We start from the raw sequence: 26,733 nt of genomic DNA, 5'->3' as shown, positions 1-26,733 counted from the left end.
GGCCTCAGACCCCTGCCCTGTCGAGTTCGGCGGCGAAGCCGGCAGCGATCCGGGCGGTGGAGGGGCCGAGCCCGGCGAGCGCCCGGCCGTCGATCGAAAGCAGCCGGCCAGCCTGCGCGGCCGGTGTCAGCCTGAGCTGCGGCAGGTTCACGATGGCATCGTGGCCACCCATGCGGGCGATGGCATGTTCAGGCATCACCAGCACCTCGGGTGCCGCAGCAGCAGCCGCCTCGGCGGAGACCGGGGCATAGTCGGCGACCTCGTCAAAGGCGTTACGGCCGCCGGCCAGCCGGATCACGGCTGCCGCCGCGGTGTCGCGGCCGGCAGCCATCAGCCCGGAATTGCCGACGCCGATCACGCACATCACCGACGGGTGATGCGCGCGGGTCTCCGCCGCCGCGGCCAGGCTTGCGAGTTCAGCGGTGACCGTCCGGCCGAGTTCGGCAGCCGAACCTTCCAGCCCGACAGCCTTCCCCACGGCCATGATCGCCGCCTCGACCTCGTCGATCCGGGTTGCGGAATGGATCATCCGCACATCGATGCCGGCCGCACGCACCTGATCGAGCGTCGAGGCCGGGCCCGCGCCGTCATCGGCGATCACACGGGTCGCACCGGTGGCGATCAGCCCTTCTGCGGCCAGCGTGCGCATATAGCCGACCTTGGGCAGTTTCATCACATCGGCCGGACTCTGGCTGGTGGTGTCGACCGCGACGATGTGATCCCCCGCCCCCAGCGCCCAGACGGTTTCGGTGACGGCGGCACCGATGGTCACAAGCCGGTCCGATGCGGCGGCATCTGCTGCTAAGGCGGCCCGGCCGACCAGGCCGGAGACGGTGCCGCCAAGCCCCAGCGCGGCCAGGCCCGCCAGGAACCGCCGCCGGTTCAGGTCGGCCGGGCGCATCAGCCGGTTACCCCCGGCAGGGCATGAACCAGGGCGCGCCATTCGGGCAGCTCCGGCACGCCGGTCTCGCGCACGCCGACCATGATCAGGAACAGCTCCCCCGCCGCGTCGTACAGCTCGACCGCGGTCACGGTGCCGTCCACGGTCGGCTTGTCGACCTGCCAGGCGGCGGCGATGTGGTCCTCGCGGACATGCAGGTTGAAGCCCGGATCCAGGATGTTGATCCAGGGACCGCGCGGCTCCACCCGGTTGATGGTTCCGCCCGAGATCTGGATGCAGCCCGGATTGGGCACGAAGATCATGATCTTCACCTGATCGCGCGCCGCAGCCTCCAGCGCCGCGCGGAAGGCCCCCTGCGAAAGCCTGCGGGCGAAACGTCCTTCGGCCAGCTTCAGCGCCGCAGGGCGTGACACGCCATGGCGCTTCAGCATCGGCAGGAAGTCGTGGGTATCGGCCAGATGCTCCCAATCCGACAGGAAGGAGCCGGCATCGAAACCGGCCGGCGCCTCCGCCGGAATCTCGTCGGCCTCGGACGCCGGTTCAAAGGCCGGCGGCGCCTGCACGGCGGCACGCTTCGCCTCGATCAGCGCCGCCCAGGCGGCGCGGTCGCTTTCCGGGCGCAGATAGATCTTGTGCATGGCGACGCCATGGCGGTCGAAGAACTGCAGGCTGGACAGCTTCGTGTCGCCACGGGCTTCCTCGACCACCAGGCTCGCGAACCAGCGGTTCAGGAACAGGCGCAGATCGATCGGCTTGTTGATCACCAGGCCGGCATGGGCGCCGAGCGAGACATTGCCATAGGTGCCGACGATCTCGTGCACCGCATGCTCGTTGCGGGTCAGCGCCATCACCGGGCCCAGGCTTTCTACCGCCCGGATCAGGTCACCCGGCTCGGCATCCAGCAGGATGACGTTGCTGCCGATGCCGGAGGCCACGAGTTCGCCTTCCGACACGCCGAGACGCGCCGCCTGGTCGCGGACGCGCAGCCCCGGCTCGGCCGCGGCAAGGGCCGCGCGGCGGGCGGCAAGGTCGGCGCTCTGATCGATGGAGGGCATGGTCATCTCATTCGCCTCACTTGGTCAAAATCAGCTTGTTCTGTCTTGTCCGGCGCAGACGGTAGGTCTCGCCGCAATGCGCGATCAGCACCTCCCCCGCGGCGCCGAGCAGCGCATGGCTGTCCAGGCTGGCCGGCCCGCCCGGGCCGGTACGCTGTTGCGAGCGCTGGCCGGTTTCGGCTTCGATACGGACGTCCGCAGGGTCGGTGTGCATGATCGGCGGTCCTTGTCGGGTCGTTCCGCTAAGAACGGCGGGTCGGATCAGAAGCGATAGGCAGCGGTCAGCTTGACGGTCCGTCCCGGATCGTCCAGTTCCGACAGCGCCTGGCGATAGGTCTTGTCGAAGACATTGTCGACGGCCAGGTCGAAACGCGCCCCGCGCAACCCGCCATCCGACGGCTGGAAGCTGATCCAGGCGTCATGGACGGCATAGCCCGGGGTCACGGTCTCGCCATTGGCGATCCGGTCCTGGCGGTCATGGGCGACCATGCGCCAGCCGGTCACCACGTCGCCGCCCATGAACTTCAGGCCGCCGCCCAGCGACACCTTGTCGCCCGGCAGCCCGCCCAGCGGATCACCCTCGGTCCGGTCGTCGCCGCGGATGCGGGCGGCGCCGAAGGTCGCGAACCACAGCGGGGCATCATAGGCGAGTTCGAATTCCACACCCTCCAGCCGGGCGTCCTGGACGTTGCTCCGGGTGGTGGTTCCCGGCCAGCTGTCGAACCGGACCTGCATCTCGATGAAGTCTTCCACATCATTGCGGAAGGCGGCAACCCGGCCGGTCAGCCGGTCGCCCGAGGTCAGGACATCCGCCTCCGACAGGGTCAGGCCGATTTCCTTGTTCTTCGCCGTCTCGGGCCGCAGATCCGGGTTGGCCACGAAGTTGTTGCCCGGGAAGTGTTCGCCGGTGGCATAGAGTTCGGTCAGCGAGGGCGCGCGGAAGGCCTCGGCATAGCTGGCATAGGCCTTCAGCCAGGGCGTGACCGCATAGGCGACCGAGATCGACGGGCTGACGGCGTCGTCGGACTTGCCCTCCAGGCCATCGGCTTCGCGGTCGAAGCGGTCGAAGCGCACGCCGGGCGTGAAGGTCAGGCGTTCGAAGAACACGATCTCGTCCTGAATGAACAGGCCGAAAATGTCCTGCTGCGCATCCGGATATTGCGGCCGGGCATCGCCGTCACGCTTGCCGTCCTGCTCGTCGCGATAGGCCTCCACACCATAGGTCACGGCATGGCTGCCGAAGCCGCCGAGCTGGAAGCGGCTGGTATTGGCGATGTCGATGCCGGTGGTCGCAAGATCGGTCTCGTCGAAGCGGCCGGTATCGGTCCGGCGCTCTTCCAGGGCGGTCTCTGTCCGGTAGACCTTCGCATCCAGGTCGAACCAGGGGTTGCCGTTGCCGTCGAAGCGCCAGCCGAGCGTCATGGTCTTCTGGTCGGTCTTGCGGTCGACGATGATGCTGTTGGTGTTGGTATTGGCCGCCGACGGGATGATGTGGTCGTCGCGGAACTGCAGATAGGACGCGGTCAGCTCGTGGCCTTCGGCCGGCCGGAAGACCAGCTTGGCCAGGCCGCTGCGGACCTCGTCGGCGGTATAGGGGATGGCCTCGCCCGAGCCGTTCTCAAGATCGTCGGCATCGAAGCCGGTGATGCCGACCAGGGCTTCGGCATTGGCACCCAGCCGGGTCGCACCGATCGCATGGGCGCCGAAGCCGTCGCCATTGCTTTCCCAGCTGACACCGACCTCGCCGCCCCAGGGCTCACCGTCTTCCAGGAACCGGCCGGGGCTGAGCGTGTCGACCTCCATCACGCCGCCGATGGCGCCGCTGCCATAGAGCGAGGAGGCGGGGCCGCGCCGCACTTCCACCCGCTCCAGCAGCGAGGGGTCGATGAAGATCCGGCCGCGATGGCCGCTTTCGAAATTCTGCCGCGCACCATCGACGCGCAGCACCACCCGCTCCCCGGTCAGGCCGCGGATCACCGGCTGCATGGCGGTGCGGCGCGGGCCGCCCGACATTTCGACACCGGGCATGTCGTCGACCAGATCGCCCAGATCATCGGCCTGGCGGATCTTGATCTCTTCCTGTCCGACCACGCCGATCGAGGCCGGCACCTCGCTCGCCGTCTTCTCGGTACGGGTGCCGAGCACGGTTACCGGATCGAGTTCGATCGGCGCCCGGCCGGCGGCAAGCTGAAGCTCCTGCGCCGCGTCGGCGGCAGCGGCGGCATGGGGCACGGTGCCGGCGGCAAGGGCCGTACCGGCTGCAAGCATAAGGCCGAGCGCCGACAGGCGGCGGCGGGCGATGCCCTGATTGGTTAGAACGTAGAACGACACGGGGCCAAGCCTTCTCACGGCGGTTCTTATGACCGGACGGGCGCAGTGCCGCTCCCGAACGGGGCGCGGCGCCACGCCCGGGAGCGGGCACTGGCTGCCTGGCATGGGGGCCACCCCGGCCGCAGCGCGACCAAACGGCGGAACGGCCCCCATGCTGGGTGGCTGGCTCTAAGGGGGAGCGATCGCGACGTCATGTCGCAACCGCCTCACACGCCGAAACCTAAACGGAGTCTCACGCAATTGCAACTCATTCTCATTACCAGAGAACCGATCACCTGACTCCGGATGGCATTCATCGTGCGTGGTAATTTTCAGGACGCCATCTTTCCATACCCCATTAAAGCGGATAAAATCCCGATTAATATGAATTTCTCGGGATTTTGTCCGATGCTAGACGACGCCGACCGGAAAATCATCGCCCGGCTTCAGGCCGATGCCCGCACGCCGATGGCCGAGCTGGGGCAGGCCGCGGGCCTCTCCGCCTCCGCCGCCCACGATCGCGTGCGCCGGTTGACCGAACGCGGGGTGATCCGTGGCATGACGCTGCGCGCCGATCCCGCGGCCATCGGCCGGGGGGTGCTGGGCTTCGTGTTCGTGGCGCTGGGTGGCCCTGCAGTCGAAGCGGCCTTTGTCGAGACGCTTCGTGCCGATCCGGCGGTGCTGGAATGCCACCACGTCACCGGTGACTGGTCCTATCTGCTGAAAGTGAGGGTCGCGGACATCGCCGGGCTCGAAGCCCTGCTCGGCCGGCTGAAAGCGACCGGCGCGCTCGTCCGCAGCCACAGCATGATCGCACTCTCGTCGCCGAAGGATGACGGCGCCCCCTCCCCCTTCCCCGACATGCCCCTCTCCGATCTGCCGCCCGAGGTGACGCCATGACCCCGCTCGATGCACTCTTACGCGGCATGGCCCTCGGCCTTGCGGTCGCAGCCCCGGTGGGGCCGGTCGGCCTGCTCTGCCTCAGACGCGCCGTGACCGGCGGCTTTACAGCCGGGCTCGCCTCGGGCTTCGGGGTCGCAGCCGCCGATCTCGTCTATGCGGTGATTGCGGCCTTCGGCCTCGGCGCGGCGCTGGGGGTGGCAGCCGTCGATCCGCTCTGGCCGCGGCTGGCCGGGGCTGCGCTGATCCTCTGGATCGGCCTGGGGGCGGTCCGCCGCGGCTGGGCCGTGCTCGCCAGTGGCGATGCCGGCCCTGCGGCCAGCACCGGCCGGGCGGGGCGCGACGTGCTCGGCGCCTTCCTGCTCACCCTCTCCAACCCGATGACCATCGCGAGTTTCGCGGGCCTCTTCGCCGGGCTCGGCCTCGGTGCCACACCGGCGGGTGCCGGCCCCCTGGTGCCGGCCGCCCTGGCGACGGGGGTCTTCCTCGGCTCGCTCGGCTGGTGGGTGATGCTGTCGGCGGCCGGCAGCCGCTTCGGCCGCAGGCTCGGCGCCCGCAGCCTGGCCCGCATCGATATCGGGGCGGGGCTGGCGCTCATGGCCGGCGGGATCTGGCTGGCGGCCGAAGCCGCCGGCTGACCGGCTCAGGCTGCCCGGCTCAGGCTGCCCGGCTCAGGTTGCCCGGCTCAGGCTGATCGACTCAGGGCAGGCCGCGGACCAGTGCCAGCACCGCCGCAGCCACCAGCGGCACCAGAATGGCGGCAAGCGCCAGCCAGGGGCGCCGTTTCGGTCGTCGGCGGGCCCTGGGCCGGCCATCGTCGCGATGGGCGGTCTTCATCCGGGCCCTCAGAACCCGTCGAGTGCCAGGCGCAGGCGCGAGGTCAGCGCATCGACCTCGCCGGCCTGCAGTACCGGATCAGCCGGCGGCACCAGCGACGGCCAGGCCCGGGCCAGCTGGCGCAGATCGCCCGCCACCGCCTTCCAGCGGTCGGGATCGGCTTCCTGGAAGCGCGGCTGGGCCTGGCGCAGGATGCCGATCACCACCTGCATAAAGCCCAGACTATCCTGATAGCCGGCAGCATTGGTGATCCGCCCGCCGCTGATCGCCTGGCCATATTCGGCGGCGATGGTGTCCAGCATCAGGCTCGCCACCTTGAGCCCGGTATGAATGTCACGACGCTCCGCCACGGGCACGGAACTGGCCGCCGCCTTCAGCTTCGCCATCACCGCATCAATCGCGGCCGACACCTCGGCCGCAGGCTTGCCGGCCTCGGCCGCCTTCTGCACGGCATCGAGTTCGGCCTCGAACCCCGCCAGGCCCCGCGCCGCCACCGATGGCGCGATCAACGGGTAGATATGGGCAGCAGGATGGCGGAAATGGACCAGAGCCTCTTCCCGCCGGCCATCGGCGTAGAGCGCGCCACCGACCCGCAGATGCCCTTCGACATAACCCAGCTGGGCCACGAATTCCGGGGTCTGAAGCACGGCTGCCGCCGGCGCCGATGTCGTGGCTGCCGCTGCCGCCGATGCCGGCGCCGGCACCCCCGCCAGCGTGGCGCCAAGAACCAGAGCGGCACCAAGGCCGGTCCAGAGCGTGCTGCGGGTGTCGGTCATCCTGATGCTCCCGAAATGGCAGTCCCTCCCCGTCACCTGAAGGTGGCGGATCAGGGGAAACATACGCTGCACGGCAGGGTTTCGTCGATGTCGGGTTTCGTCGCAACCGGTTTCCCGGCAGCCTGTGTCTCCACACAAGGCGGGTGATGCCGTACCCGCACGGGTGCTATGCTTTTGCCCCCGGCGGACAGCCCGGCCTTGGCGCGACGTGCCGGACCTGCCATATCCGACGCCTGAACCATTCCCTCCCGTCCGAGGACCTCATGGAAAAGATTCCCGTCACCGTGCTCACCGGTTACCTGGGTGCCGGCAAGACCACGCTGCTCAACCGCATCCTGACCGAACAGCACGGCCGCAAATATGCCGTCATCGTCAACGAGTTCGGTGAGATCGGCATCGACGGCGACCTCGTCGTGGACGCGGACGAGGAAGTCTTCACCATGAACAATGGCTGCCTGTGCTGCACGGTGCGCGGCGATCTGATCCGGATCGTCGGCGCTCTGCTCAAGCGCTCGGGCAATCTGGACGGCATCCTGATCGAGACCACGGGCCTTGCCGAACCCGCACCGGTCGCCCAGACCTTCTTCCTGGACCGCGACATCGCCAGCCGCACCCAGCTGGATGGCGTGGTGACGGTGGTCGATGCCCTGAACCTTGAAAAGCGCCTGGTCGACGCGCCGGAAGCCGCCCAGCAGGTCGCCTTCGCCGACATCATCGTGCTGAACAAGACCGATCTGGTCGATGCCGACATGCTGGCACGGGTGGAAGCCACCATCCGCCGGCTGAACCCCCTGGCGCAGATCCATCGCACCGAGCGCAGCAATGTGGCCCTGGATGCGATCCTGGGTCGCGGCGCCTTCGACCTGAAGCGGGCGCTGGCGCTGGAGCCGGAATTCCTGACCGAGGGTGACGGCCACCATCACCACGATCATGATCATGGGCACGATCACGGGCATGGCCACCACGATCACGACCATGATCATACCCCCGCGACGCCCGGCGTGCTGGCCCATGACCACGACCTGTCGATCTCCAGCCTGTCGCTGACCACCGACCAGCCGCTCGACAAGACGCTGTTCGAAAGCTGGCTCAGCATGCTGCTGATGACCAAGGGCCAGGACATCCTGCGCTTCAAGGGCATTCTGAACTTCGCCGGCCAGAACCGGCGCTTCGTGCTGCAGGGCGTGCACATGATCTCAGAAGGCACGCTCGACCGCCCCTGGGCGGAAGGGGAGACCCGGCGCAGCCGTCTGGTGATGATCGGCCGCGACCTGGATGCCGCCGAGCTGAAGCGGGGATTCGATGGCAACGTTGCTTGATAACCCCGCACCCGACAGCTATTTCAACCGCCTGGCCTCGCGCCGGCGCAGCGAGGATCTCGACGCCCCGGCCGTGGGTCTCGCCTTCGATCGCAAGGGCGAGGCCCTGGCCGTGGCGCTGGGCGACGGCAGTGTGCGGATCTTCCGGCGCAATGACGGCTTCACCCTGGGCGCCGCCGTTCAGGCCCACAAGGGCCAGGTTCTGTCCTTCGCCCGCGACATCGGCGCCGGCGCCTTCCTGACCGGCGGCGATGACGGCAAGGTCACCTCGGTTTCGGCCGAGGGCAGCGTCACCGTGCTGGCAGAGCTGGGGCGGCGCTGGGTGGAAGCCGTGGCGACCTCGCCCCAGGGCGGTCTTCGCGCGGCGGCGGCCGGCAAGCGCGTGGTGCTGATCGATCGCCAGGGCCGGATCACCGGCGATGGCGACGATCATCCGCGCACCGTCACCGGACTGGATTTCCACCCCAAGGGCAAGCGGCTGGCCGTTGTCCATGGCGACGGGGTGACGCTGTGGTGGACGGCCTCGTTCGGTAAGTCGCCCAAGCGGCTGCCGGTCGAGGGTCAGTTGATCGGCGGCCGGATCTCGCCCGATGGCGACTGGCTGGTCGCCGCCACGGGCGATTCCACCCTGAATGCCTGGCGCCTGGCCGATGGCCACAAGCTGCGCATGGCCGGCTATGACACCAAGGTGCGCAGCCTCGCCTTCACGCCCAATGGCCGGATGCTGGCGACCAGCGGCTCGTCGAACGTGATCGTCTGGTCCTTTGCCGGCCGCACCGGCCCCGAAGGCAAGGCCCCGACCGAAATCCCCCAGCCCTATGGCACGGGGGTGACGGCGGTGCTCTGGCATCCGAAATCGCCGACCCTGATGATCGGCTATGATCACGGGCTGGTGGTGGCGGTGCCGGGGGCCGGCACCGGTGCGCCGATCACCGAACCCTCGGGCAGCCCGGTCGTCGATATCGCGATCAGCGACGATGGCGACTGGCTGGCCGCGGTCACCGAAAGCGGCCGGCTGACCGTGCTCGACATGCGCGCCCGCCAGACCGCCTGACCGCCTGACCGCCTGCCGCCGGATCGACCAGAACGAAGGGCCGGACGATCGCTCGTCCGGCCCTGTTTTTGGTCATCGCGTCGGCGATCACCAGGTGATACGGACACCCACCGTCCCGGCCTGGTCGGCGACACCGTCGCCGAAGCGGCCACGCCACGAGGCATAGGCGCTGGTCGACCCGTCGACCGCCAGCACCGCCTCGACGACGGGATCGAAGGTCAGCTCGTTCTCGCGCGCCAGATCCAGGTTGTAGGCACCCGCCGCCGTGCCGCCCAGCACGCCGGTCATGCTGTCGTCGCCGGTGGGGCTGCGATAGCCCATGCCCAGCGTCACCGCCGGCATCAGCACCGGGCCGCCCAGGTCGAAGCCGCGGCCGACCGTGACGCCCAGGCCGGTGCCGACCTCGCCCAGCCACAGCTCGTCGACCCGCGCATTCAGGCTGCCGGCGCCGGTTTCGGTATAGCCCTTCTGCTGCAGGCCGGTATAGCCCACCCAGGCCTCGGGGCCGACCGACCAGCCGGAGACGTCATAGGTGGCACCCAGCGCGATCCGGCTCTGCACGGTCAGACCCTCGGTCTCACCCTTCGCGGTCCGCAGCAGGCCCGGCAGGGCGATCACGCGGTCGGTCTCGCTCCAGCCATAGCCGACCGAGAGCGACCCATCCAGATGGTAGCGATCCTTGGTATAGCCGCCATAGACGCCGAGGGTCGCCAGATCCGCCGTGCCCTCGCCCAGGCCGCCATCGGTCTTGGTGCTGCTGCGGCCATAGGCGGTGAAGCCGCCGACCCGCCAGCCCTCGCCGACGATGGTGTCGATACCGGCGATCACGCCGCCGCCGCTCGCCCGATAGCCATAGCGCTCTGCCGTCGCGTCCCGATCCAGCCACTGGCCGAAACCGCGCACCCAGCCGCCGGTCTCACCACCCTCCATGCCCGGCAGGCGGGCGAGCGAGGCCAGGCTGGAGCTGCCCGAGGTGACATCGGCCATCACGGTGGCGGCGGCCGCAAACTGGCGCGGCGCATCCATGGCCGCGGTCACGCCCGCACCGCCCTGGCGCACGGCGCCGAGCCGTGCCGACACCGTCCGGCCGATCTCGCCCAGCAGGGCCAGCGTCGCCTCGGCGGTGGCGGTGTTGCGGTCGGGGCTCAGCTGCGACAGCGCGCCGTCCATGCCCGAGCGGCCGACCACGTCGAGGGCGCGATAGACCGTCAGCGGATCGGTGGCGAAATCCTCGCCCACCAGATTCCGGAAGGTCGTGCCCATCACCCGGCCCCGGTCGGAGGTCGCGGCCAGCGTCATGGCGTCGGCCCGGCTCGCGATCAGCAGGAAGGCGGCCTTGTCGACCTGGATCAGACGGAAGACCAGCTTCTCGGGCAGAGGCTGGCCCTCCCCGTCCACCCGCTCGATCAGGGTCGCCTCGTCATAGGTGACCTCTTTGCCGGTCAGCGCCAGGGCCTGATAGATCTCGTTGACCGAGGCACCGGGAGAGGCCGAGGCCAGAAGCGCGATGGCACCCGCCACATGCGGCGTCGCCATCGAGGTGCCGTCCATCTCGCCATATTCGCCGTTGAACACCGACGAGACGATGCCGACGCCCGGCGCCATCAACTCCACCAGTTCCGACTGGTTCGAGAACACGGCGATGATCTCGTCGCTGTCCACCGCGCCCACCGGGATGGCTCCGGTCAGGCAGGCGGGCGTCGAGACGGTGGTGGTGTGATACTCGTTGCCCGAGGCCACGACATTGGCGATGCCCGAAGCCTGGGCCGCCTGGAAGGCTTCGGAAAGCGCCGCGCCGCCGGGGGTCTGCTCGTCACAGATGCCGGAATATTCACCAGCCCCCAGGCTCATATTCACCGCCACGACCCGGTACTGCTGGGCCAGCTCCATCACGTGCGAATAGGCGCGGGTCAGACTGTCATTCAGGGCGCTGGCGCAATTGGGGTCGCCCTCGCCGCAGTTATCCTCGTCCTCGTCGAAACCGTCAGGGCTCTTGACCAGGATCGCGGCAATCTTCGCGTCCGGCGCCACGCCATAGGCCTCGCCATTGTTGCCGGCGATCGTGCCGGCGACATGGGTTCCATGGTTGGCATCTTCATCGGTGTAATCCGGAGCAGCCGTACCCTCGCCGGTCGCAAAGTCCGCGCCGCCGCCACAATCGCCGGTCCGGCCGCCGACTGAAATGCCGACGCAAGCCTCGTCGATCACCTTGCCGTCCAGGAAGGGATGGCTGGTCTCGACGCCGCTGTCGATCACCACCACCACGGTGCCCTGACCGGTGATGCCGCGCTCCCAAAGCGCGCGGGCGCCGATCATGTCCACCGAATTCATGATGCCGCCCGGCTGGTCGGCGCGGGCGGGCCCTGCGGGCACCAGGGCAGCCAGCCCGCCCGCCAGGGCGGTGCCGGCCACCAGGGCCGCGGTCAGACGGGAAGCAGGCAGACGGGAAGCAGGGCGGCGGCTCCGGCGGCCGCGGATCGATCCGACATTGATCATGGTCAGAGCGTACTCACACTCGCGGGGCGCGCGGGGGGCAGCGCGGCCACCCGGCCCCCGCATTTCGGGGGGTGTCACGCTCTCGTCATAGCCGATCCATGTAAACGGCGTGTAAACGGCGATTAACCGTGGTTTACCCGATACACGCGCAGTCCCCGATGACACATTCTAGCAACAGTCACCCGGTTCGGTCGTCGGGGGCCCAGGCTCAGGCCAGGCGCTTCTCCAGGCGGATCTTGCCGATCATCATGTGAAGATCCCGGTCGCGGACGGTCGACCGGCCGACCGCCTGATAGCCGCGACGACGGCAGAAGCCCAGCCCGCGTTCGTCGCCTTCCAGAACGTCGATCACGATCCGCTTGCGGCCGCGCTCTCCGGCCGCCTGTTCGAAGGCGGCCAGCAGACGGCTCCCAAGCCCCCGCCCCCAGGCGCGCGGATCGACCCAGAGATCGGTCAGCTGCTCCCCCTCGGGATCGCCCACCGCCAGGCCCAGGACATGGCCACCGACATCGGCGACCAGAATCCGCCCCGGCGTCTGGCGCAGCAGCGCATCAAACATCTTGCCGTCGGCCATTGGTGCACGGGCCGACGACGGCAGCACGCTGCCGGGCCCCTTTTCCCAGGCGGCGACCCCCACACGGGTCACCGCGGCGGCATCGGCCAGCCGGCCTTCGCGGATGGCCACCGGCAGCTCGCGCTGGGGCGGACGCGCTGCCCCGCTCGTGTCGGATGAACCGGCTCGTCTGTCCATGGATAAGATCGCCTTCGTCCCTGTCTCGTTCCTGGCCCGTATCCAACCGGGCCTGACCCGTTTTCCATCGGGCGGCCCATGCCCGTCGGGCGTCGCGGCATGCGGGGAAGCCGGCCGCCTCAGTGTCGCAGATTGCCTGCCCGTGGATCAAATGAAGCTTCTATCCCCAACCCCGTTCGACGGCCAGTGTCGATTTGCCTGAGCCAACGACCGTTCATTCGAAAAGCACCTTTTGCGCGAACGAACGGTTTTCTGTCGCCGAACCGTCATCAAACGAAAACCGAACCTTCCTTTGAACCGATGACGCGGTACGGACAGGATCGGGCCCATGAACACGACCCGCCGCCGCACCGAAATCCTGTCGCTTGTCCGCGAGACCGGCTATGCCGGCATCGACGCGCTGGCCGCCCGTTTCCGGGTGACGCCCCAGACCATCCGCCGCGACGTCAACGCGCTGTCCGATGACGGCCGGCTGAAGCGCATGCATGGCGGGGCAGCCTGGCCCGACCGCAATATCGCCTACGGCACCCGCCAGGTGCTGAACCTGGAGGCCAAGCGCCGGATCGGGCGGGCGGCCGCAGCCCTCATTCCCGACGGCGCCTCGGTCTCGCTCGGCATCGGCACCACGCCCGAACAGGTCGCCCGCGCGCTGGCGGAGCGGGAGACCGCCTTCACCGTCATCACCAACAATGTCGCCATTGCCGCCCTGCTGTCGGAAACGCCCCGGATCGATGTGACCATTGCAGGCGGCCGGCTCAGCGATCGCGGCGTCACCGGAGAGGCGGCCGCACGGGTCTTCGCCGCCTATCGGGTCGATTTCGGCATCGCCGGTGCGGGCGGCATCGATCCCGACGGCACCCTGCTCGACTTCACCCCTGACGAGGTGATCGCGCGTCAGGCAATCATGGCCCATTGCCGTCAGCGGGTGCTGATCGCCGATGCCACCAAATTCGGCCGCCCCGCCAGCGCCAGCGGCGGACGGATCGAGGACGCCCATCTTCTGGTCACCGATGCGGCCCCGCCGCCGGCGCTCGCCCGGCTGCTCGACACTGCCGGCACCCGCGTGATCGTCACCGCCGCGGAGACCGCCGCATGAGAGCGCCTCAGCCCTCCCCCACCGGTATCGGCCTCGATCTCGACGGCATCACCCGCCGCTGGGCGGGGGTGACCGCACTCGACGGCGTGTCGGTCCGGGCAGAGCCGGGCGAGATGCTGGTGCTCCTCGGCCCCTCGGGCTGCGGCAAGTCGACCACGCTGCGGCTCATCGCCGGCCTGGATCAGCCCGACGAGGGCCGGGTGCTGATCGGCGGCCGCGACGTCACCCGCGACGGGCCGGCGGCCCGTGGCCTCGCCATGGTGTTCCAGTCCTACGCCCTGTTCCCGCATCTGGATGTCGCCCGCAACATCCTGTTCGGGCTGGAGGTGCGCGGGGTTCCGGCCACGGAACGTCGCAGCCGCCTGGCCGAAGCAGCCGATCTTCTGGGCCTCGGCCAGCTGCTCGACCGCAGGCCCTCTCAGCTGTCGGGCGGGCAGCAGCAGCGCGTGGCGCTGGCCCGCGCCCTGGTCGCCCGGGCACCGCTCTGCCTGATGGACGAGCCGCTCTCCAATCTCGATGCCCGGCTTCGCGCGGAAATGCGGCGCGAAATCCGCGCCCTGCAGCAGCGCCTGGGGCTGACCATGGTCTATGTCACCCATGATCAGGCCGAAGCCATGAGCATGGCCGATCAGGTGGTGTTGATGAATGGCGGCCGGATCGAACAGGCCGCCCGCCCCGACCGGCTCTACGACTGCCCAGAGACCGTCTTCGCCGCCCGCTTCATCGGCCAGCCGCCGATCGGGCTGGTCGAGCCCGCGCGGGCGCCCGGCCTGCTGGCCGGGGCACGGGCCGAAGACATCCGACCCACACCGCTCGGCGACCCGGTTCTGACGCCAGACGCCACCGGCTCCCCCCTGAAGGGCATCGTGGCCGAGCGCGAATATCTGGGGGCGGATGCCGTCCTCGGCATTGATCTCGACGGCTATGCACCGGGCGCCGGCCGTCTCACCGCCCGGGTTCCGGGCCACCATGCCATCGCGCCCGGCACCGCCGTGGCGCTCTCCATCGCCCCCGGCCGGCTGCACGTCTTCGACGCTGCCACCGGCCGGCGCGTCGACCCGCCGGCCGGAACCGCGGCCGACCTGCTCAGACCTTGATCCTGCCTGCTCACCGGAGAACCGCACCCATGTTCCGCACCGTCACCGGCACGCTGGCTGCCGCCCTGCTGGCCTCGACCATGGTCGCCGGCAGCGCCTTTGCCGCAGACAAGACCACGCTCGACTTCTACTATCCGGTCGCCGTCGGCGGGCCGATCACCAAGATCATCGACGGCTATGTCGCGGCCTTCGAAGCCGAACATCCCGAGATCGACGTCAACCCGATCTATTCGGGCAGCTATCAGGACACGGTCACCAAGGCGCTGACCGCCTTCAAGGGCGGCGATGCGCCCGAGGTCGCGGTGATGCTGTCGACCGACATGTACACGCTGATCGACGAGGGCGCGATCGTCGCCTTCGACGACATCGCCGCCACCGATGACCAAAAGGCCCTGCCGTCGAAATTCTACCCGGCCTTCATGGCCAACAGCCAGGCCGGCGGCAAGACCTGGGGCATTCCCTTCCAGCGCTCCACCATCGTCGCCTACTGGAACAAGGAGGCCTTCCGCGAGGCCGGCCTCGATCCGGAGAAGGGTCCCGACAGCTGGGACGAATACGTGGCCATGGGCCACAAGCTGACCCGCACCGACGCCTCGGGCAATGTCATCCGCTGGGGCGTGCAGATCCCGTCCTCGGGCTTCCCCTACTGGCTGTTCCAGGCGCTGACCACCCAGAACGACGTCGAACTGGCCAGCGATGACGGCACCGTCACCCATTACGACGACCCGAAGGTGGTCGAGGCGCTGACCTTCTGGCGCGACCTGTCGGCCAAGGAGAAGATCCACGCCCCCGGCATCGTGGAATGGGGCACCACGCCGCGCGACTTCTTCGAAGGCAAGGCGGCGATGATCTGGACCACCACCGGCAACCTGACCAACATCCGCAAGAATGCGCCCTTCGAGTTCGGCGTCGGCATGCTGCCGGCCAAGGCGCGGCGCGGCTCGCCCACCGGCGGCGGCAATTTCTACGTCTTCTCCAGCGCGACCGACGCCCAGAAGGCGGCCGCCGCGACCTTCGTCACCTGGATGAGCACGCCCGAGCGCGCCGCCCAGTGGGGCATCGACACGGGCTATGTGGCGGTGCGCCCCGATGCCTGGCAGACCCCGGCGATGCAGGATTATGTGAAGGGCTTCCCGGCCGCCGCGGTCGCCCGTGACCAGCTGGACTATGCGGTCGCCGAGCTGTCGACGCATGAAAACCAGCGCGTGACCACCGCCCTCAACAACGCGCTGCAGGCGGTGCTGACCGGTGCCGCCGAGCCGAAGCCGGCGCTGGAGGCGGCCCAGGCCGAGGCCACCCGCATCCTCCGCCCCTATCGCTGAGGCGCCGTCCCCCCCCCGGCCCGGCCCGGCCCCTGCCTGCGCGCAGGGGGCGGGCCGGCTCCGTCTTTCGACCACCACCGGATCGCCGCCGATGACCTTCCGCCGCACCCATCTTCTGCCCGCCAGCCTGATGTTGCTGCCGGCGGTCGTGCTGCTCGCCGCATTCACCCATGTGCCGGCGGTGCAGACCTTCGTCACGGCGCTCTATTCCACGGCCAAGGGGGCGCGGCCGTCGAAATTCATCGGCCTCGACCATTATCTCTGGCTGCTCGACGATCCGGCCTTTCTCAAGGCGCTCTGGAACAATCTGATCTTCGCCCTCTGCACCGTGCCCGCCACCATCCTGATTTCGCTCGGCATGGCGATGCTGGTGTCGTCGAAGATCCGCGGTCGCGGCCTCGCCCGGCTCGCCTTCTTCACCCCCACCGTGCTGCCGATGATCGCGGTCGCGAATATCTGGCTGTTCTTCTACACCCCCTCCTACGGTCTGCTCGATCAGTTGACCGGACTGTTCGGTTTCGGCGCCACCAACTGGCTCGGCCAGCAGGAAACGGCGCTCGGCGCCGTGATCGTGGTCGCGATCTGGAAGGAGGCCGGCTTCTTCATGATCTTCTACCTGGCTGCCCTCACCCAGATCCCGCCCCAGCTGATCGAGGCGGCGACGCTGGAAGGCGCCGGTCCCTGGTCGCGGTTCCGGCGGGTGATCTGGCCGCTGGTCGCGCCCACCACGCTGTTCGTGCTGGTCAACGCCATCATCAATGCCTGCCGCATGGTCGACCATGTGATGATCATGACCCGCGGCGGCCCCGACAACGCCACCATGCTGCTGCTGCTCTATGTCTATGAAACCGGCTTCCGCTTCTGGGACACGGGCTATGCGGCGGCAATCTCGGTGGTGCTGCTGATCATCCTGGCGCTGGTGGGGATCGGCCAGTTCGTGCTGCTCGACCGGAAGGTGCATTATCGATGACCGTGATTACGCCCCCGCTCTCGCCCGCCGGTCCGACCGGGCTGCGTCACCGCCTGCCCCGGCTGGTCGCCCGCCTTCCCCGGCTGGTCGATCTGGGCGCCTGGCTGCTCGCCTTCATCTGGGCGGCGCCCCTGCTCTATGCGGTCTGGACCGCCTTCCATCCCGGCGCCTATGCCACCCGCTTCGACCTGACGGCGCCGCTCACCCTCGACAATTTCCGTGCAGCCTGGGAGGCGGCGCCCTTCCCGCGCTACATGCTGAACACCATGATGCTGGTCACCGGCACGCTGGCCGGCCAGCTGGTGATCGGCACCCTTGCTGCCTTCGCCTTCGCGCGGCTGCAGTTCCCGGGCCGCAACCTGCTGTTCCTGGGCGTGCTGGTTCAGCTGACGATCATGCCCGACGTGCTGATCGTGCAGAACTACGCCACGCTCGAAAAGCTGGTCCTGGTCGACACCATCACCGGCATCGCCATTCCCTATGTCGCCTCGGCCTTCGGCATCTTCCTGCTCCGCCAGACCTTCATGACCATCCCGAAAGAGCTGGACGACGCCGCGCGGCTTGAGGGCTGCAGCCTCGCCGGCCTGCTCCGCAGGGTCTATATCCCGCTGGCAAAGCCGGTCTATGTCGCCTATGGCCTGGTTTCGATCAGCCACCACTGGAACAATTTCCTCTGGCCGCTGGTCGTGGCGCGTTCGGTCGAAACCCGGCCGCTGACCGTGGGGCTCGCCGTCTTCGCCTCCACCGACCAGGGCATCGACTGGTCGATCATCACCGCCGCCACCCTGCTGTCGGCCGCCCCTCTGCTGATCGCCTTCCTGATCTTTCAGCGGGCTTTCGTGCAGTCGTTCATGCGGGCGGGGATCAAGTGACGAGATGAGGTAAACGGGCGCCCGGCATTCATCACGTCTTTACGATAAAAATCGCAGCCGGCTGATTTCACGTCAGAATTCCATTACATACGATAGCGTCATCCGATCTTGATCATCGCATGATTGACCAACGCCTCGATCGCATACCAAGATCTGCCCATTGACCGCACGGGAAGGACGGCCGCCGGGCCCTGGCGCCGTGCTTCGGAGATGGGATGGGGAGATCGACCTTGACCGATATCATCGGCACGGCAGGCAATGACACGCTGACCGGTACCACCGCGAACGAAACCTTCTACGGCCTTGAGGGTGAAGACGTGATCACCGGCGGTGGCGGCAACGACACCTTCGACGGCGGCGCCGGCAATGACACGATTACCGCCGGCAGCGGCACCGACATCCTCGATGGTGGCGATGGCGACGACCTCCTCATGGGCGGCGCCGGTGCCGATGTGATCGACGGCGGCACCGGCTACGACCGGGTCAGCTATGCCGATTATACGACCGGCCTGACCATCGACCTCGCCGCCGGCACGGCCTCCGACGGCGACCAGTTCACCAATGTCGAAGGTGCCATCGGCGGCAGCGGCAACGACACCATCACCGGTGATGACGGCGCCAACATCATCGATGGCGGATTGGGTGCGGATGCGATCGATGGTGGCCTCGGCTTCGACACCCTCACCTTCGCCGGGCGGACAACCTCGGTCACCGTCAACCTCGCCACCGGCACGACCAGCGACGGTGACACGCTGACCTCGATCGAAGCGGCGACCGGCGGTGAGGCCGATGACAGCCTCACCGGCGATATCTGGAACAATGTCCTGGATGGTGGCCTGGGCGCCGACACCCTCGACGGCGGCGACGGCAACGACTATGTCAGCTATGCCTATCGCCTCACCTCGGTCACTGCCAATCTCGCGACCGGCGCCAATACCGATGGCGACGGCTTCACCTCGATCGAGAACCTGATCGGCGGCTGGGGCGATGACATGCTGACCGGCGATGCCGGCGCCAACATCCTCCAGGGTGGCGGGGGTGACGATACCCTCCTCGGTGGTCTGGGCGATGACACCCTGGACGGTGGCGACGGCGCCGACACCATTGACGGCGGGGATGGCTTCGACACCGTGAGCTATGCCGGTGCCGGTACCGGTATGCGTATCGATCTCGCCAACGGGAACGCCGGCGAGGGAAATTATCTGGGCTTCACGACCGGCACGCCCATCGATCAGCTCCAGAATGTCGAAGCCGTCCTCGGCAGCGACCACAACGACGTCATCTTCTCGATCGCCAGCGCCAGGATCGATGGTGGCCGCGGCAACGACATCCTCATCAGTTCAGCCGGCAGCGACACGCTCATCGGCAATGAGGGCACGGACGGGGTCGCCTATCTGGAGGCTGCAAGTGGCGTGACGGCTAATCTTGCCACGGGCACGGGCACGGCCGGTGAGGCGAACGGCGACATCTATACCGGCATCGAAAACCTCTACGGCAGCCAGTTCGACGACGTGATCACGGGCAACGACGGCGCGAACACGCTTCTCGGTTACGCCGGTGACGATGCGATCGACGGTGGGCTTGGCGACGACATCATCTATGGTGGCGCCGGCATCGATCAGATTGACGGCGGCGACGGCATCGATACCTTCGTGGCAACAGATGCCACTGCCGGCATGACCATCGACCTCGCCAGCGGCACTACCTCGGACCAGGACACCCTCACCTCCATCGAAAACGTCACCGGCACCACCTTCAACGACACCATCATCGGCGATGCCGGCGAAAATCGCCTGAGCGGCAGCAGCGGCGACGACATCCTGATCGGTGGTCTGGGTGAAGATGCCCTCTTTGGCGGTGACGGCTTCGACTATGCGAGCTACGAGGATCGTACCACCGGGATCACGGTCAATCTCGGCACCGCGGAGGGCAATGAAGACCGCTTTTCGTCGATCGAAGGTTTGATCGGTGGCAGCGGCGATGATGTACTCAACGGTACCAGCCTCGACAATATCTTCTCGGGTGGTGACGGCAATGATCGTCTGGCCGGCGGCAATGGCGACGACGTTCTCATCGGCGGCAATGGCGACGATCTGCTGCGCGGCGGCAGCGGCGCCGATCGTCTGGAAGGCGGGGCCGGCATCGATACCGCGAGCTATGTCGAACAGGTCGTCGGACGGACGATCGATCTGGTGGCGGGCACAAGCAGTGAAGGCGATCAGCTGATCGACATTGAAAACGTCATTGGTGGTCAGTCGGGAGACCTGATCATCAGTGCCGTCGGCGCCAACGTCATCGATGGCCACTATGGTAGTGATACCGTCAGCTATGAGGTATTCACCACCGATCTCACCATCGATATCGATGGCGTCAACTCGGATGGAGACACGCTGATCTCGATTGAGAACCTGATTGGTGGCAGCGGCAACGACACCTTGAGTGGCGGCGAATTCGCCAATACACTCAACGGCGGAGCAGGCAATGATGTTCTCGCCGGTGGCAATGGTGATGACACACTGATCGGCGGTACAGGCGACGATCTGCTGCGCGGCGGCAACGGTATCGATGTCATGGATGGCGGCGACGGCTTCGACATCGCCAGCTATCTGAACCAGTGGACCGGCCAGACCATCGATCTTTCGACCGGCGACAACACCCATGGCGACACGCTGATCTCGATCGAAGGCGTCATCGGTGGCACCGCCGGCGACACCATCACCGGCGATGCAGGCAACAATTGGATCGATGGTCATTCGGGCAATGACACGCTGTCGGGCGGCGACGGCGATGATGTCCTGATCGGCAATACCGGCCGTGACATCATGACCGGCGGCGACGGCGCCGACCGGTTCGTGTTCCAGTCACTCAGCGACAGCAGCGCCGGCACCAGTTCGCGTGACCGGATCATGGATCTCGACATCGCCGCCGGCGACCGGATCGACCTCTCGACCTTCGATATCGATCCCTCGACCAGCGCACACGAGACCATGACCTATATCGGCAGCGGTGCCTATACCGGCACGGCCGGCGAGGTGCGGATCGCGGCCTCCGTCAATGCCGGCTATACCAGCGTCGGCATTGACACCGACGGTGATGGGACGAGCAACTTCCTCTTCGAGGTCGCCCTGCCCGTGGCGGACTTCTCGGCCGACGCCTTCCTGCTCTGACGTCCGGCAGGCAGCGCAGACCCGGCGGCCCGCGGTTGTCATCAGCCGCGGGCCGTCTTCCTGTCTGCGCACCATCAGAACCGGGCGTGCGAGCTGCCGCCTCCCATCCCACGCAAAAAGTTTATTAAAACCTCGTTAACCATGACATGGTCACCTGTTTGATCTGTCAGCGCATTTTTAACACCATTGATATTAACGTAAAATTGTCTGATTTCCTTGTAGTTGACTGACCATTCAGACACGCATCAACATGCCCGCATCATGTGACCCGCAGGCGAGGGAACCGCGGCATGGCGACCTACACCGGTACCGATGCGAACAACATCATCAACGGCACGTCCGGCGACGACACCCTTCTGGGCCTGGGTGGCGACGACACGCTCAGGGGCCGCGCGGGTAACGACATCATCGATGGTGGTGCAGGCGATGATCGCCTCCTCGGGGAAGCCGGAGACGATACGATTTGCGGCGACGGCGGGGACGACGAGATCGAAGGAGGCGCCGGCCAGGACATGATCCATGGCGGCGACGGCGCCGACATAATCGAGGCCGGTGACGGCAACGACACCGTCTACGGCGACCAGGGTGACGACAGCATCCTCGGCGGCGAAGGCGACGACATCATCGATGCCTGCGCGGGTGCAGATTTCCTTGAAGGCGGCCTGGGCAACGATACCCTCACCGGCGGCGCCGGTGCGGATCTCATCGCCGGCGGCGAACTGACCCTGCCCGCCGACACCACCGATCTCTACGACCCTGCCGAGGATGCCGACACGGCCTCTTACGCCGGCTCGGCAGCGGGGGTGACGGTCGATCTGGCCAACCGCCAGACGATCGAGGGCAGCTGGGCCGGCTTTGCCGGCGGCGCGACGGTCACCGTCGCCGATGCCGTCATCGGTGCGGGGGGCGATGCCGAAGGCGATGTGCTGGTCGGTATCGAGAACCTGGAAGGCTCCGCGTATGACGACGTGCTGGGCGGCGATGACGGCGTCAACACGCTCTTGGGCGGCGACGGCGACGACCTGCTCCGCGGTGGCGCTGGCGATGACGTGCTGTCTGGCGGTGGTGGTGCCGACATCATGGATGGTGGGGACGGCTATGACATCGGCGACTGGAGCATCGCCACGACCAACGCAACCTTCGATCTCGCACAGGGTACCAGCAGCGGCAATGACACGCTGATCTCCATTGAAGGGGTCATCGGAGGCAGCGGCAACGATACGATCATCGGCAATGCTGGGGACAATCTGCTCGAGGGTCGTTCCGGCAATGACACCCTGCTGGGCGGTGAGGGCGATGACGTCCTGATCGGCGGTAACGGCCGCGACATCATGACCGGCGGCGATGGTGCCGATCGCTTCGTGTTTCAATCTCTCTCCGACAGCGGCACTGCCCTCGCATCCCGCGACCGGATCATGGGTCTCGACATCGCCGCAGGCGACCGGATCGATTTTTCAACCCTCGACATCGATCCCTCGACCACCGCGCGCGAAGGTCTGACCTTTATCGGCACCGGCGCCTATAGCGGGACTGCCGGCGAGATGCGCATCACCGCATCCTCCAACCCCGGCTATACCGCCATTACCATCGACGGCGACGGTGACCGCATCAGCGACGTCATCATCGAAGTCGCCCTGCCCCTGGCCGATTTCACCGCAGACGCCTTCCTGCTCTGAGTCGGCGGACACCTCCATGCGGCATGATCTGCAGGTGGCATTCCACATTCTCCCATATGGGAGAATATCATACCCAGGGAGGCATAGCTGACGTCGCATCGCGACGCATGAAGTTCTTAGTAGATCATTAACCACATCATAGTGATCCCACCGACATTTCAGTAAAATATTGATAGACAATGCATTTTTCTAAAAGCAGCGCATTTCATATGGTTGACTGAACATGAACTCACATATCAAAAACGCTTCATCATGTAACCTGCAGGCGCGCATACTTCTGTACGAGCACATGACTGCGACATCCGCGGCTTGCAGCGGTGCTGTTCCCCTCGCGCCCGCTGCCCGCCTGCCCTGAACGATAGATGGAGAGATACACATGATCACCGGAACGGAGACTGCGGACATCCTCGTCGGCACTGATGACGACGACATCATCGATGGTCTGGCCGGCAACGACGCGCTCTCGGGCAGCGCCGGCGACGATGTTCTGATCGGCGGGACCGGCAACGACGTCCTGAATGGTGGTGACGGCTTCGATACAGCCGACTACTCTGATTATAGCAGCGGCATTTATTATCGATCTGACCAGAATTACTATGACGTAGAGGGACTCGAGTCCATTCTGGATCAACTCATAAGCATCGAGCGCATTGTCGGGACAGCATTCGCCGATCGCCTGTATGGTGATGCCTCAAACCAGATCTTCGAGGGGGGCGACGGCAATGACATACTCACGGGTCTCGGGGGCAATGATATCCTCTACGGTGGCGCGGGGAATGATAGTCTCTACGGCGCCGACGGTGACGACATCGTATATGGCGGCGCCGGCTCGGACTTCATCTGGGATGATTTGGGTAATGACATCATCTACGGAGAGACAGACGACGCCTACCTGGTCGGAAGTTCGGGAGACGATACCATCCATATCAGCCAGGCGACGAAGATCAACGCCTCTATGGATGTGAGAGGCGATATCGGCTACGACGCCCTCAACCTCACCGGCATGACCTCGGGCGTCAACCTGACCCTCGGGACAAGTTCCGCTTATGCGCGCGGAACCTTTCGTGCCAGCGGGTTCGAGCACATCATCGCCACAAACCAAAACGACATCATCCGCGGGAGCACCACCAGCGAGGTCATCGAGGGTCGCGACGGCGACGACCAACTGATGGGTCAGGACGGCGACGACATTCTGCTTGGTGGCAATGGTGCCGACACACTTGCAGGTGGCAGCGGGTTCGATCTTGCGAGCTATGCCGAACGAACCACAAGCATCACCATCCATCTTGGCAATGGCACGAATCCCGATGGCGACACGTACAGCTCCATCGAAGGCATTATCGGCGGCAGCAGCGATGACCTGCTCAGCGGCGACGATGGCGCGAATCGTCTGTTGGGCGGCGACGGCGACGACGTGCTCGACGGCGGCGATGGCGACGACATCCTTCTCGGTAACGCAGGGAGCGACGACCTTCGCGGCGGAGACGGCTTCGACATCGCCAGCTATGAAGACAGCACATCCCCCGTGGTCGTCGACCTCGCATCGGGCCAGGGTGAAGACGATCATTTTACCTCGATTGAGGGGGCCATCGGTGGCGAGGGCGACGATCACCTGACCGGATCTGCCGGTCACAACCAACTCGAGGGCCGTGCGGGCGACGACCACCTGGCTGGAGGTGATGGCGACGACCTGCTTGTGGGGGGCCTCGGAGCGGACCGGCTCGAAGGCGGCGCAGGAACCGACGTTGCGAGCTACTCCAATGCGACCGCAGGTGTCATGGTCAGCCTGGCCACCGGAGGAGTCGGCGCCGCCCCCGATAACGAGGCTGTCGGCGACGTTCTGATCGGCATTGAGGATCTTTTGGGCAGCGCCTATGACGACCTGCTGATCGGCGACAGCGCCGGAAACCGGCTCACCGGCGGCGCCGGTGATGACCTGCTGCGGGGCGGCTTCGGCGTGGACGTACTTGAAGGCGGCGATGGCGTCGATCTGGCCGATTACCTCGATCGCTACGGGCCTGTGACAGTGAACCTCGCCACTGGCGTCAATCCGGACAACGATACCTTCATCTCGATCGAAGGGGTTCGCACCGGCTCTGGTAACGACACGCTCATCGGCGATGACGGGGACAACCGGCTGGAAAGCGGTGACGGGGCCGACAGCCTGACCGGCGGCGCGGGCGATGACGTACTGGCAGGCGGTGGCGGCGCCGACCTCATGGATGGCGGCGACGGCTATGACATCGGCGACTGGAGCGTCGCCACCACCAATGCAACCATTGATCTCGCAAATGGCACCAGCAGCGGCAATGACACGCTGATCTCCATTGAAGGCGTCATCGGGGGCAGCGGCAAGGACACCATCATCGGCAATAGCGGAGACAATCTGCTGGATGGACAGTCCGGCGACGACACAGTGTCAGGCGGCGCCGGCGATGACACCCTGGGCGGCGCGGCAGGCGATGATGTCCTCAATGGAGAAGATGGCAATGACCGTGTCATCGGTGGCGCTGGTGATGACATTCTGAATGGCGGAAACGGCGACGATATTCTTATCGGCAACGCTGGCGCTGATGTAATGAATGGTGGCGAGGGTATAGATACGGCGGATTACAGCAGCTCTACCGTTTTTATCTCTGTCGATCTCCTTCAAGGTCGTGGTGCCGGTGATGCGAAAGATGACACATACTCGGGCATCGAGAAGGTCATCGGCGGCAAATCCTATGACCGCATCTATGGCGATGATCAGGCCAACATCCTTGATGGCGGTCAGGAAATGGACACCCTGATGGGCCGGGGTGGCGATGACATCCTGCTCGGAGGTGATAGCCAGGATACCCTCATCGGCGGTCTCGGTGCCGACCGGCTGGACGGTGGTGAAGGAATAGACACCGCAAGCTACGCTTATGCGACCGCTGCTGTCGTCGTCAGTCTGGTCCATGGCGGTATCGGCACAAGTCCCGACGACGAAGCGGTCGGCGACGTACTGATCAGCATCGAGACCCTCGTCGGCAGCGACCACAATGACTTGCTGATCGGCGGCGACAACGCAGATCGTCTGACGGGCGGTGCCGGTGATGACCTGCTGCAGGGCAGTCTGGGCACCGACTGGCTTAATGGCGGCAACGGCCTGGATCTGGTCGACTATTCTGATCGGGGAGTAGATATTACCGTCAACCTTACCACGGGCGAAAATCCGGACAATGACAGCTTGACCTCAATCGAAGGCGTTCGCAGCGGCAGCGGCAATGACACGCTGATCGGCAATGCTGGCAACAATAAGTTCGAGGCAGGCGATGGCAACGACACGCTTCGCGGCAGCGCCGGCGATGACGTGCTGTCCGGCGGTGGTGGTGCCGACATCATGGATGGTGGGGACGGCTATGACATCGGCGACTGGAACATCGCCACGACCAACGCAACCTTCGATCTCGCGCAGGGTACCAGCAGCGGCAATGACACGCTGATCTCCATTGAAGGGGTCATCGGAGGCAGCGGCAACGATACGATCATCGGCAATGCTGGGGACAATCTGCTCGAGGGTCGTTCCGGCAATGACACCCTACTGGGCGGTGAGGGCGATGACGTCCTGATCGGCGGTAACGGCCGCGACATCATGACCGGCGGCGATGGTGCCGATCGCTTCGTGTTTCAGTCCATCTCCGACAGCGACACTGGCCTCGCATCCCGCGACCGGATCATGGATCTCGATATCGCCGCAAGCGACCGGATCGATTTCTCAACCCTCGACATCGATCCCTCGACCACCGCGCGCGAAGGTCTGACCTTTATCGGCACCGGCGCCTATAGCGGGACTGCCGGCGAGATGCGCATCACCGCATCCTCCAACCCCGGCTATACCGCCATCACCATCGACAGCGACGGTGATGGCAGCAGCAATGCCATCATCGAAGTTGCCCTCCCCGTGGCCGATTTCACCGCAGACGCCTTCCTGCTCTGACCCTGATCCCTCCACGAAAGAAGGCGGCGGTGCCCCTTGGCATCCGCCGCCTTCTGCGTTTCAACGCATGAATCTAAAACAGCAATTCTTCAACATATTGATCGCGCAATGGTATTGCGATAGGTAATCTTTCACCGGACAGCTCCAGACCGGTTCATCCATGACGGGAGAAT

General features: G+C 66.3%; 20 protein-coding genes. 12 read left to right on the top strand and 8 right to left on the bottom strand.

Annotated elements, in window-relative coordinates; genetic code table 11:
- Window positions 1-4: 4 nt before the first annotated feature.
- The 4 genes from TMO_RS06705 to TMO_RS06690 are packed head-to-tail and all read right to left on the bottom strand — an operon-like array spanning window position 5 to window position 4,287.
- Window positions 5-901, bottom strand: a complete 897-nt coding sequence (locus TMO_RS06705) for a heme/hemin ABC transporter substrate-binding protein (RefSeq protein WP_014744851.1) — start codon at window positions 899-901, stop codon at window positions 5-7.
- The gene (locus TMO_RS06700) at window positions 901-1,962 is read right to left on the bottom strand and encodes a hemin-degrading factor (RefSeq protein ID WP_014744850.1); all 1,062 of its coding nucleotides are present in this window, start codon (window positions 1,960-1,962) and stop codon (window positions 901-903) included. The genes TMO_RS06705 and TMO_RS06700 overlap by 1 nt, the downstream gene beginning before the upstream one ends.
- Window positions 1,963-1,972: 10 nt before the next feature.
- On the bottom strand, window positions 1,973-2,170 hold the full coding sequence (gene hemP / locus TMO_RS06695) for a hemin uptake protein HemP (RefSeq protein ID WP_014744849.1): 198 nt from the start codon (window positions 2,168-2,170) through the stop codon (window positions 1,973-1,975).
- Between the two features lie 47 nt (window positions 2,171-2,217).
- The gene (locus tag TMO_RS06690) at window positions 2,218-4,287 is read right to left on the bottom strand and encodes a TonB-dependent hemoglobin/transferrin/lactoferrin family receptor (protein ID WP_014744848.1); all 2,070 of its coding nucleotides are present in this window, start codon (window positions 4,285-4,287) and stop codon (window positions 2,218-2,220) included.
- Between the two features lie 387 nt (window positions 4,288-4,674).
- Between TMO_RS06690 and TMO_RS06685 the strand changes: the two genes are divergently transcribed.
- Entirely contained in the window at window positions 4,675-5,166 is a 492-nt protein-coding gene (locus TMO_RS06685; RefSeq protein WP_014744847.1) for an Lrp/AsnC family transcriptional regulator, read from the top strand.
- Window positions 5,163-5,804 (top strand): LysE family translocator, encoded by a 642-nt coding sequence (locus TMO_RS06680; protein WP_014744846.1) that lies wholly within the window; start codon window positions 5,163-5,165, stop codon window positions 5,802-5,804. Before TMO_RS06685 ends, TMO_RS06680 begins: the two co-directional genes overlap by 4 nt.
- Window positions 5,805-5,865: 61 nt before the next feature.
- On the opposite strand, the gene TMO_RS31615 is transcribed toward TMO_RS06680, so the two are convergent.
- Together TMO_RS31615 and TMO_RS06675 are read right to left on the bottom strand one after the other, a co-directional pair.
- On the bottom strand, window positions 5,866-6,003 hold the full coding sequence (locus tag TMO_RS31615; protein ID WP_014744845.1) for a hypothetical protein: 138 nt from the start codon (window positions 6,001-6,003) through the stop codon (window positions 5,866-5,868).
- A gap of 8 nt (window positions 6,004-6,011) precedes the next feature.
- Complete coding sequence (locus tag TMO_RS06675; RefSeq protein WP_014744844.1) at window positions 6,012-6,779, bottom strand: hypothetical protein; 768 nt, start codon at window positions 6,777-6,779, stop codon at window positions 6,012-6,014.
- A 263-nt stretch (window positions 6,780-7,042) separates the two neighbouring features.
- Between TMO_RS06675 and TMO_RS06670 the strand changes: the two genes are divergently transcribed.
- Together TMO_RS06670 and TMO_RS06665 are read left to right on the top strand one after the other, a co-directional pair.
- Window positions 7,043-8,098, top strand: coding sequence for a CobW family GTP-binding protein (locus TMO_RS06670; RefSeq protein WP_014744843.1), 1,056 nt, complete (start codon window positions 7,043-7,045; stop codon window positions 8,096-8,098).
- Window positions 8,082-9,152: a WD40 repeat domain-containing protein gene (locus TMO_RS06665; RefSeq protein ID WP_014744842.1), complete on the top strand. Its 1,071-nt coding sequence runs from the start codon at window positions 8,082-8,084 to the stop codon at window positions 9,150-9,152. The genes TMO_RS06670 and TMO_RS06665 overlap by 17 nt, the downstream gene beginning before the upstream one ends.
- Window positions 9,153-9,239: 87 nt before the next feature.
- Here the strand turns inward: TMO_RS06665 and TMO_RS29175 are convergent, their stop codons facing one another.
- Window positions 9,240-11,648, bottom strand: coding sequence for an autotransporter domain-containing protein (locus tag TMO_RS29175; RefSeq protein ID WP_014744841.1), 2,409 nt, complete (start codon window positions 11,646-11,648; stop codon window positions 9,240-9,242).
- A 208-nt stretch (window positions 11,649-11,856) separates the two neighbouring features.
- A complete protein-coding gene (locus TMO_RS06655) occupies window positions 11,857-12,399 on the bottom strand; it encodes a GNAT family N-acetyltransferase (protein WP_081598798.1) in 543 nt (180 codons plus the stop codon).
- Between the two features lie 328 nt (window positions 12,400-12,727).
- On the opposite strand from TMO_RS06655, the gene TMO_RS06650 reads away from it, so the two are divergent.
- The 8 genes from TMO_RS06650 to TMO_RS06615 all read left to right on the top strand — a co-directional run bounded on the left by TMO_RS06650 (window position 12,728) and on the right by TMO_RS06615 (window position 26,560).
- Complete coding sequence (locus tag TMO_RS06650) at window positions 12,728-13,495, top strand: DeoR/GlpR family DNA-binding transcription regulator (protein WP_014744839.1); 768 nt, start codon at window positions 12,728-12,730, stop codon at window positions 13,493-13,495.
- Window positions 13,492-14,592: an ABC transporter ATP-binding protein gene (locus TMO_RS06645; protein ID WP_014744838.1), complete on the top strand. Its 1,101-nt coding sequence runs from the start codon at window positions 13,492-13,494 to the stop codon at window positions 14,590-14,592. Before TMO_RS06650 ends, TMO_RS06645 begins: the two co-directional genes overlap by 4 nt.
- Window positions 14,593-14,621: 29 nt before the next feature.
- Entirely contained in the window at window positions 14,622-15,914 is a 1,293-nt protein-coding gene (locus tag TMO_RS06640; protein ID WP_014744837.1) for an ABC transporter substrate-binding protein, read from the top strand.
- A 91-nt stretch (window positions 15,915-16,005) separates the two neighbouring features.
- The gene (locus tag TMO_RS06635) at window positions 16,006-16,884 is read left to right on the top strand and encodes a carbohydrate ABC transporter permease (RefSeq protein WP_014744836.1); all 879 of its coding nucleotides are present in this window, start codon (window positions 16,006-16,008) and stop codon (window positions 16,882-16,884) included.
- Window positions 16,881-17,756 (top strand): carbohydrate ABC transporter permease, encoded by an 876-nt coding sequence (locus tag TMO_RS06630; RefSeq protein ID WP_014744835.1) that lies wholly within the window; start codon window positions 16,881-16,883, stop codon window positions 17,754-17,756. Before TMO_RS06635 ends, TMO_RS06630 begins: the two co-directional genes overlap by 4 nt.
- A 230-nt stretch (window positions 17,757-17,986) precedes the next feature.
- Entirely contained in the window at window positions 17,987-20,923 is a 2,937-nt protein-coding gene (locus tag TMO_RS32760) for a calcium-binding protein (protein WP_014744834.1), read from the top strand.
- A gap of 290 nt (window positions 20,924-21,213) precedes the next feature.
- Window positions 21,214-22,599, top strand: a complete 1,386-nt coding sequence (locus TMO_RS06620) for a calcium-binding protein (protein WP_014744833.1) — start codon at window positions 21,214-21,216, stop codon at window positions 22,597-22,599.
- A 376-nt stretch (window positions 22,600-22,975) separates the two neighbouring features.
- Window positions 22,976-26,560 carry a calcium-binding protein gene (locus TMO_RS06615; RefSeq protein WP_014744832.1) on the top strand — a complete coding sequence of 1,195 codons (3,585 nt, stop codon included), beginning with the start codon at window positions 22,976-22,978 and terminating at the stop codon, window positions 26,558-26,560.
- The last annotated feature ends 173 nt before the right edge of the window (window positions 26,561-26,733 follow it).

The organism is Tistrella mobilis KA081020-065, from assembly GCF_000264455.2.
Classification (GTDB): domain Bacteria; phylum Pseudomonadota; class Alphaproteobacteria; order Tistrellales; family Tistrellaceae; genus Tistrella; species Tistrella mobilis.
Note: the sequence above shows the minus strand (reverse complement) of the source record. Positions and strands in the feature narration are given on the sequence as shown.